This window comes from Micromonospora sp. M42 (assembly GCF_000568915.1).
GTDB lineage: Bacteria > Actinomycetota > Actinomycetes > Mycobacteriales > Micromonosporaceae > Micromonospora > Micromonospora chalcea.
This window is the reverse complement of the sequence record NZ_KK037233.1, coordinates 1,039,706-1,048,020: the sequence shown is the minus strand read 5'-3', so window position 1 is coordinate 1,048,020 and position 8,315 is coordinate 1,039,706. Positions and strand designations below refer to the sequence as shown.

Genomic DNA, 8,315 nt, shown 5'->3' with positions numbered 1-8,315 from the left:
GGCGTGCAACGCGACCAGCTCCGCCGACGGGTCGGCGCCCAGCTCCTCGGCCAGCACGCGGCGCGCGTCGGCGTACGCGGCGAGGGCCTCGGCGCGGCTGCCCGCGCCGTGCAGGGCGCGCATCAGCAGCCCGTGCAGCCGCTCCCGCAGCGGATGCGCCGCCACCAGGGTCCGCAGCTCGGCGATCAGCGGCGCCCCGGACGGCGCGAGCGCCAGGTCCGCCTCGACCCGGTCCTCGATCGCCGCCAGGCGCAGCTCGCGCAGCCGGGCCGCCTCGACGTCGGCGAACGGCGCCCCGGCGACATCCGCGAGGGGTTCGCCGCGCCACAGGTCCAGCGCGTCGCGCAGCAGCGCCGCCGCGCCGCGCGGATCACCGTCGGCCAGCGCCGCCCGTCCCGCCCCGGCCAGCCGGGTGAACCGGTGCACATCCACCCGCTGCGGGTCGACGGCCAGCCGGTAACCGGCCGGACCGAACTCGATGCGCGCCCCGGGCAGCAGCCGCCGCAGCCGCGACACCTGCGACTGCAACGCGTTCGCGGCCTGCTCCGGCGGCCGGTCGCCGTAGACGCCGTCGATGAGCCGCCGCGGCGGCACCGTGCGGTCGGCGTCGAGCAGCAGCAGCACCAGCAGGGCACGCAGCCGCTCACCGGCGACCGGGAGCGCGCTGCCGTCGGCCGCGTACGCCTGGGTCGCGCCGAGCACACCGAACCGCATGGGCCCGATTGTCGCCTGTCACCGGCACCGCCCACACTCCCCACCCGCCGGTCACAGGTGACGCCGGCGCCATTCGGACTGCTCCCGCTCGGCGGCGACCTGCTCGTCCAACGCGGTCCGGCGCACCTGACGACGCCACGGGTCACCCGCGCGCAGACCGAACAGCACCAGGAAGACGCTGACCGCCGCCAGGATCGCCAGAGCGGCCACCACCGGCAGCCGGCCCGCCCACGGCAGCCCCACCGCCAGCACGAGCACCACACAGGTGGCGACCGCCGGAATCCGTTGGGTCGCCCGCACCCCCAGCGCCAGCAGTCCCAACATGTAGATGACCACCCCGGCGAACAGCACCCGGCTGTCCAGCTCGGCGGCGTGTTCCCACCAGGGATCGCCGTGCGGGTGGGAGATGACGGTGAGGTAGCGCTTGAGCCCGAGGGCGAACAGGATGATCCCGGTGATCAGCGGCAGGTGCAGGTAGGCGTAGGCGTCGCGGGCGAGCGCCGCCCGTGCCCGGACGTCGCGGGTGCGATGCAGCCGCTGCTCCAGCGCGGGTGCCAGAGTGTCGAAGTACAGCCACCACAGGGACGCGATGATGGTGACGCCGAGCACCGACGCCACGATCACCGGCCACGTGGCCGGCAAGCCGGCGCTCAGCTTCGGTCCCAGCCCGAGCGAAATGATCGACTCGCCGAGCGCGATGAGCAGGATCAGCGCGTATCGCTCGGCCCAGTGGGCGGCGGACACGACTGTCAGCCCGGCGCTGGGGGCGAGGCCCCCGGAGGTGTACTCGACGCAGACCGCGGCCAGCCACAGCGCCAGCGGCAGCCACCTCGCCCATGGCTGCTGGGGTGACTCGGGCAGTGCCTTGGTGGCGAGGATCAACGCCACGCTGGTCAGCGGTGGGAGACCGAGGCGCAGGGCGGTCCGTCCGCGGCCGCTGCTGCGGGCCAGGAACACCAGCACCTGGGCCGCCCGGATGATGAGGTAGCAGCAGGCGAACAAGACCAGACCGGGCGGACCGGACTGCTGCTGCGCCTGCTCCTCGGCGAACGCCGACGGTGTGCTCAGCGTCAGCACGAACAGCGCGGCCACCGTCACCGAGCCGACAAGCGGCATCACCCCCTGGTCGGTGCGGACGACGTTGCCCAGGGCGGCGAAGGACACCCAGCACCACCACAGCAGCAACAGCAACAGCAGTCCCGCCAGCAACGACCTGCCGCTCAGGGTTTCGGAGAGGACGTTCGTGACGTTCAGGAACGCGAACACGAACACCAGGTCGTAGAACAACTCCACCCGGGTGACGCGCGAGCCGGGCGCGGTCGGCAGGACACGACCCCGTCCCCGCTCAGCGTTCATGCTGCCGAGCATGGCAGCGGGCCCCGCCCACCGAGGCGCAGTTGCCCGATCGGTGGCGCAGGGGCGCGGGCCGACGGCCGGTACGGGCGGGTAGCCTTCGGCCCGTGATCGTGGGGAGAAGCCGGTGACGACGCTGGAGCAGGAGCAGTCGCGCACCGTCGCCGACGGGGCGCGTCCCCTGCCGCTGACGCTGGCCGTGCCGGCCGCCGTACTGGCCGGGGTGGCGCTGCTGCTGGCGTTCCCGCCGTACGGGATGTGGCCGCTCGCCCCGGTCGGGGTGGCGTTGCTGGCGGCCGCCGCGCACCGGCGGCGGTTGCGGGCCGGCGCCGGGCTGGGTTTCCTCACCGGGGTGGCGCTGTTCGCGCCGCTGCTGGAGTGGACGAACCTGCACACCGGCTACCTGCCGTGGGCGCTGCTGTCGCTGCTGCAGGCCGCCTACCTGGCGCTGCTGGGCGCCGCCACCGCCTGGGTGTCGCCGCTGGCCGACCGGCACCGGGCGGCATGGCCGCTGCTCACCGGCGTGTTGTGGGTGGGGCAGGAGGCGCTGCGCGACCGCACCCCGTTCGGCGGGTTCCCGTGGGGGCGGCTGGCGTTCAGCCAGGACACGTCGCCGATGCTGCGGCTGGCCGCGCTCGGCGGCGCGCCGCTGGTCACGTTCGCGGTAGCGGTCGCCGGTGGGATCCTCGTCGCGGTGGCGTGGCGGGACTGGCGTCGCGCGCCCGGGCAGTGGCGGCCGGTGGCCGGGCTCACCGCCGGGCTGGTCGCGCTGCTCGCCGCCGGCCCGGCCGTGCCCGCCGAGGTACGCGGCGCGGACGGCACCGTCACCGTCGCGATCGTGCAGGGCAACGTGCCGCGCCTCGGGCTGGACTTCAACGCGCAGCGGCAGGCGGTGCTCAACAACCACGTCGACGCCACGCTGGAACTGGCCGAACGGGTCACCGAGGGCGGGCAGCCCCGCCCCGACCTGGTGGTGTGGCCGGAGAACTCCAGCGACATCGACCCGCTGCGCAACCCGGCCGCGGGGGAACGGATCGGGCAGGCCGCCGACGCGATCGGCGCGCCGATCCTGGTCGGCGCGGTGCTCGCCGGCCCGGAGGCGGGGCAGGTGCGCAACGTGGGGCTGCTGTGGCGGCCCGGCACGGGCGTCGACCTGGACCAGACGTACGTCAAGCGGCATCCGGTGCCGTTCGCCGAGTACGTGCCGCTGCGATCCCTCGCCCGCATGGTCAGCTCGCAGGTCGACCGGGTCAGCTCCGACTTCGTCCCCGGTGACCGGCCCGGCGTGGTCGACGCCGGCGCGGCGGTCCTCGGCGACGTGATCTGCTTCGAGGTCGCCTACGACGGGATCGTCCGGGACACCGTGACCGGCGGCGCGCAGCTGCTGGTGGTGCAGACGAACAACGCCACGTTCGACGTGGCCGAGGCCCGCCAGCAGCTGGCCATGGTGCGGTTGCGGGCGGTGGAGCACGGCCGTGCCGCGTTGATGGCCTCCACGGTCGGGGTGTCCGGGTTCGTTACCCCCGACGGGCGGGTAGACGGTGCGACCGGGTTCAACACCGCCGCGGTGGTGGTGCGGCAGATGGAACTCGGCAACGGGCGTACCCCGGCGACCACGGCCGGGGTGTGGCCGGAGGTGGCGCTCACGGCGCTGGCGGTCGCGGCCCTGGCCGGCGCGGCCGTGCTGCGCCGGCGCCGGGAGGTCGCTCCCGGCTGAGCCGACGAGCGGGAGGCGGTGCGACGGTGGCGGTGACAGCCGACAGGCGGACGGCCGGCCACCCCGGGGTGGGGCGGGTCCTGGTGGTCATCCCCACCTACAACGAGGCCGACAACGTCGAGCGGATCGTCGCCCGGGTACGTGCGGCGGCGCCGGGGGTGGACGTGCTCGTCGCCGACGACAACAGCCCAGACGGCACCGGCGCGATCGCGAACCGGCTCTCCGGGGACGACCCGCGGGTGCACGTGCTGCACCGCGAAGGCAAGGAAGGGCTCGGCGCGGCCTACCTGGCCGGTTTCGCCTGGGCCCGCGCACGCGGCTACGACGCCGTGGTGGAGATGGACGCCGACGGCTCGCACGCGCCGGAGGACCTGCCGGCGCTGCTGGACGCCGCCCGCGACGCCGACGTGGTGATCGGCTCCCGGTGGACGCGCGGCGCGCGGGTGCTGAACTGGCCGTGGCAGCGGCTGCTGCTGTCGCGGGTCGGCAACCTGTACGCGCGGCTCGCGCTGGGCATGCCGGTCAGCGACGCCACCGGCGGCTACCGGGTGTACCGGCGCAGCGCGCTGGACGCCATCGACCTGGACTCGGTGCGCTCCCAGGGGTACGCCTTCCAGGTCGAGCTGTCCCGGCTGGCGCACCGAGCCGGGGTACGCATCGTGGAGGTGCCGATCACGTTCGCCGAGCGGGAACACGGCGACAGCAAGATGAGCCCGCTGATCGTGGTCGAGGCGCTGTGGCGGGTCACCCGGTGGGGAGTGCGGGACCGTTTGGCGACCGCGTCCGCCCGCCCGGACGCGCTCGCCCGCTGGCCTTGAGCCGAGGCGTGTCATGCTTGAGGGGCGTGATGACCCCGGGCGGATGAGGTGAGATGCGCCGAGGACTGAAGTACGTACCCCCGGCCCTGCTGCTGTTGGCGCTGCTGGAGCTGACCGTTTTCGTGCTGGTCGGCCGGGCTGTCGGGTTCGGCGCGGCGGTGCTGCTGGTGTTCGGCGCGTCCCTGCTGGGGCTGGTGCTGCTGCGCCGCGAGGGCATGCGGGCGTGGCGCGGATTCCGCGCGGCGGCCCAGGCCGGCCGTCCACCGGGCCCCGAGGTGACCGACGGGCTGGTCGGGCTGCTGGGTGCGCTGCTGCTGGCGATGCCGGGCCTGGTCAGCGGCGTGGTGGGCCTGCTGTTGCTGCTGCCGCCGATGCGCCGGCTGGCCGGTGGCGGGGTGCGCCGGGCCACCGAGCGGCGGGTGTCGTCGATGGTCGCCGGTGACCTGTTCGGGCCACGGCGGGTACGGGTGTACCGGGGCGCGCCGCAGCCGACCCCGCAGCCCACACCGTCACCGTCGCCGGGTCCCGCGCCGACGCCCCAGCCGGTCACCGACCCCGGCAAGGCCATCGAGGGCGAAATCGTCGACCGCTGACGCACGCCCGCCGCGCTGCGTTGCGCCGGGCCATCGGCTTGATCGACTCCACTTCGCCGAGGTGGTGGCATCAGACCGCGCCCGACCCCGCCACCACCCCGAACTGGCGACCGCGCCCCGCCCGGGCAACGGAAACGCCCCCGGGTGATCCCGGGGGCGTTTTCGGTCATGCGGGAGATGCTCAGGCGCGACCGCGACGGGTCCGGACCTCCTGGAGCCGCTCGGCGAGGATGTCCTCCAGCTCGGCGATCGAGCGCCGCTCCAGCAGCATGTCCCAGTGGGTACGCGGCGGCTTGGCCTTCTTCTGCTCCGGCTCGGTGCCGTCGACCAGGCGGGCGACGCTGCCGTCGAACTTGCACTCCCAGGTCGTCGGGACCTCGGCGTCGACGGCGAACGGCACCTCGAACTGGTGGCCCTTGGCGCAGAGGTACTCGCGGGTCTGGCGCGGCGCGAGCTCCGTGTTGCGGTCGGATTCGTAGCTGACCGCGCCCAGCCGGCTACCGCGCAGCATGCGCTCGCCCATGATCGACTTCCCCTCGTCCGTGGTGCTGGTCTTCAGGTGTAACGGCCGGTCACCGTTCGCCCATTCCCCACCCACGTCGGCAGGGCCGTACGCGGGTCGGAAGAACCAAGGGTAACCGGCCATGACAGCTGCCCGGCGGGGTCGTCCCCGGCCGGGCCGAATCGGTGGAGTGTTTCGCCTGTCAATGGGGATGTTACCCACCTGTTTGCGTGCCGGAGGTGACGATGAGCAGTGACGCGCCGGTCGGGGCCCGGCCACCCGCGGGCAAGACCTTCTTCGGTCATCCCCGTGCGCTGTCCACGCTCTTCCTCACCGAGATGTGGGAGCGGTTCAGCTTCTACGGCATGCGGGCGATCCTGGTGCTGTACCTGACCGCCGCGGTCGCCGACGGCGGACTCGACATCGGTGAGTCCAGCGCCAACGCCGTGTACGGCACCTACAACGCCATGGTCTACCTGATGGCCCTGCCCGGTGGCTGGGTGGCGGACCGGCTGATCGGCGCGCGACGCAGTGTGCTGTGGGGCGGCGTGGTGATCGCCGCCGGCCACTACGTGATGGCGATCCCGACCGGGTGGAGCGTGTTCGCCGGCATGGCGCTGATCGTGCTCGGCACCGGCCTGCTCAAACCGAACATCTCCACCATGGTCGGTGACCTGTACGAGCGGGACTCGCCGCGCCGCGACGCCGGGTTCTCGATCTTCTACATGGGCATCAACCTGGGCGCGTTCATCGCGCCGCTGATCACCGGCTTCCTCGGCGAGAAGATCAACTGGCATCTGGGGTTCGGCGCGGCAGCGGTCGGCATGACCTTCGGCGTACTCCAGTACGTGCTGGGCCGGCGCAACCTCGGCGACGCCGGTGCCCGCCCGGCGGACCCACTGCTCGGCGCGGACCGGCGACGCGCGCTGACCCGCATCGGCGTGGCCACAGGGATTCTGCTCGCGGTGCTGCTGGTGCTGCTGCTGGCCGGCTGGTTCACCGTCGACACCGTGGTCAACCTGCTCACAGTGGTGACGGTGCTGGTGACAGTCGGCTACTTCGCGCGCATCCTCACCGACCGGGAGATCAGCGGCACCGAACGCAGCCGGATGAAGGCGTACGTGTGGCTGTTCGTGTTCGCCGCCTCGTTCTGGCTCATCTACGACCAGGCCGGATCGGTGCTGAACATCTTCGCCGCCGACCAGACCGACCGCTCGGTGGGCGGGTTCACGTTCCCGGCGTCCTGGCTGCAGTCGGTGAACCCGATCCTGATCATCATCGGCGCGCCACTGGCCGCCGCGCTGTGGCTCAAGCTCGGGCACCGGGTGTCCACGCCCACGAAGTTCGCGGTCGGCCTGGTGCTCAACGGCCTGTCGTTCGTGCTGATGGCCGCCGCCGCGCGGGCCGCCGTCGGCGGCGACCTGGTCTCACCGCTGTGGCTGGTCGCGGTGTACGCGATCCAGGTGGCCGGCGAGCTGTCGCTGAGCCCGGTCGGCCTGTCCGCCACCACCAAACTGGCCCCGGTCAAGTACGCCAGTCAGATGCTGGGCCTGTGGTTCCTCGCCACCGCCGTCGGCGACGCGATCGGCGGCCAGGTGGCCCGCCTGGCCGGCGCCTGGTCGCAGCCGGTGTACTTCCTGACCTTCGGGCTGGCCTCGGTGGTGCTGGGCCTGGCCGCGGTGATGTTCACCCGCCAGATCCGGACCCTGATGGCCGGCATCCACTGACCTGGCTCACACCGACGGAGTGGGCGGCAGTGGCAGCGGCAGGCCGGGCAGCCCGTCGATGCTGGTGGCGACGTGGTCCTTGCCGGCGAAGTACGCGCTCAGCGACGTGTCGTCCTCCCGGGCGAACCGGCGTTCGTGCAGGTCGCGGTCGGCGTCGTAGGTCATGAACGGCACCGCGTAGCCGCACGTGTCGCGGATCAGCTCGGCGTGCGCCACGATGATCGCCCGCAGGCCGTGCGGGCCGGGGTCGATGTCGGGGAAGTGCCGCAGCAGGCCGGGCCAGCGCGGGTCGTCGCGGAACACCGGCTCGCCGCGCCCGTGCACCCGCACGATGTTCGGCGGGCCGGCGAACGCGCACCACATCAGCGTGATCCGGCCGTTCTCCCGCAGGTGGGCGATGGTCTCGGCGTTGCTGCCGGCGAAGTCCAGATACGCCACCGTGTGCTCGTCGAGCACCGCGAAGCAGCCGCGCAGCCCTTTCGGGGACAGGTTGACGGTGCCGTCACCGGACAGCGGGGCGGTGGCGACGAAGAACATCGGCTGCGCCTCGATGAAGTCCCGCAGCCGGCCGTCGATGCGCTCGTATGTCTTTCCCATGCCCCGATCCTCGCCGCCGGCACGGGTCGGGCGCTGCCCCCTTCCCAGCCCGTGGCGGTCAGCCGGTGCGGGTGCCGAGCCGCGCCAGCGCCGTCGCCAGGTCACTGACCTGGTCGGCGAGCTGCCCGGTGCGGACCTACGTCCCCTACGGCGACCAGTGGTACGGCTACCTGATGCGCCGGCTCGCGGAGCGCCCGGCGAACCTGGCGTTCTTCGGCCGCGCGGTGCTGTCGAAGAAGTGAGTCAGTCGTTCGACCAGGCCCGGGTTCACAGCACGAGGCGGTAGCCGTCCGG

8 protein-coding genes and 1 pseudogene are annotated in these 8,315 nt (G+C 73.2%); 5 read left to right on the top strand and 4 right to left on the bottom strand.

The window, feature by feature from the left end; translation table 11 throughout:
• Both MCBG_RS04495 and MCBG_RS04490 read right to left on the bottom strand, forming a co-directional pair.
• Positions 1-714 (bottom strand): AfsR/SARP family transcriptional regulator (locus MCBG_RS04495; RefSeq protein ID WP_043324113.1); only part of this gene is annotated, 714 nt, incomplete at its 3' end.
• A gap of 51 nt (positions 715-765) precedes the next feature.
• Positions 766-2,082 carry a low temperature requirement protein A gene (locus MCBG_RS04490; RefSeq protein ID WP_043324111.1) on the bottom strand — a complete coding sequence of 439 codons (1,317 nt, stop codon included), beginning with the start codon at positions 2,080-2,082 and terminating at the stop codon, positions 766-768.
• Between the two features lie 112 nt (positions 2,083-2,194).
• Between MCBG_RS04490 and lnt the strand changes: the two genes are divergently transcribed.
• From lnt to MCBG_RS04475, 3 genes are read left to right on the top strand one after another with little or no spacing between them, the layout of a single operon-like run.
• Positions 2,195-3,784 (top strand): apolipoprotein N-acyltransferase, encoded by a 1,590-nt coding sequence (lnt, locus tag MCBG_RS04485; protein ID WP_043324109.1) that lies wholly within the window; start codon positions 2,195-2,197, stop codon positions 3,782-3,784.
• Between the two features lie 26 nt (positions 3,785-3,810).
• On the top strand, positions 3,811-4,602 hold the full coding sequence (locus MCBG_RS04480) for a polyprenol monophosphomannose synthase (protein WP_043324106.1): 792 nt from the start codon (positions 3,811-3,813) through the stop codon (positions 4,600-4,602).
• 53 nt (positions 4,603-4,655) lie between these two features.
• Entirely contained in the window at positions 4,656-5,195 is a 540-nt protein-coding gene (locus MCBG_RS04475) for an FxsA family protein (RefSeq protein WP_043324104.1), read from the top strand.
• 181 nt (positions 5,196-5,376) lie between these two features.
• Here MCBG_RS04475 and MCBG_RS04470 read toward each other — a convergent pair whose 3' ends face one another.
• Entirely contained in the window at positions 5,377-5,718 is a 342-nt protein-coding gene (locus MCBG_RS04470) for an RNA polymerase-binding protein RbpA (RefSeq protein ID WP_007070998.1), read from the bottom strand.
• A 224-nt stretch (positions 5,719-5,942) separates the two neighbouring features.
• Here MCBG_RS04470 and MCBG_RS04465 point away from each other — a divergent pair, with 224 nt between their 5' ends.
• On the top strand, positions 5,943-7,424 hold the full coding sequence (locus tag MCBG_RS04465) for a peptide MFS transporter (protein WP_043330143.1): 1,482 nt from the start codon (positions 5,943-5,945) through the stop codon (positions 7,422-7,424).
• Positions 7,425-7,430: 6 nt separating this feature from the next.
• On the opposite strand, the gene MCBG_RS04460 is transcribed toward MCBG_RS04465, so the two are convergent.
• Positions 7,431-8,021: a pyridoxamine 5'-phosphate oxidase family protein gene (locus MCBG_RS04460; protein WP_043324102.1), complete on the bottom strand. Its 591-nt coding sequence runs from the start codon at positions 8,019-8,021 to the stop codon at positions 7,431-7,433.
• Positions 8,022-8,149: 128 nt separating this feature from the next.
• On the opposite strand from MCBG_RS04460, the pseudogene MCBG_RS32310 reads away from it, so the two are divergent.
• Positions 8,150-8,263 (top strand): annotated as a pseudogene (locus MCBG_RS32310) (proline dehydrogenase); the annotation flags it as partial.
• Between the last annotated feature and the right edge of the window lie 52 nt (positions 8,264-8,315).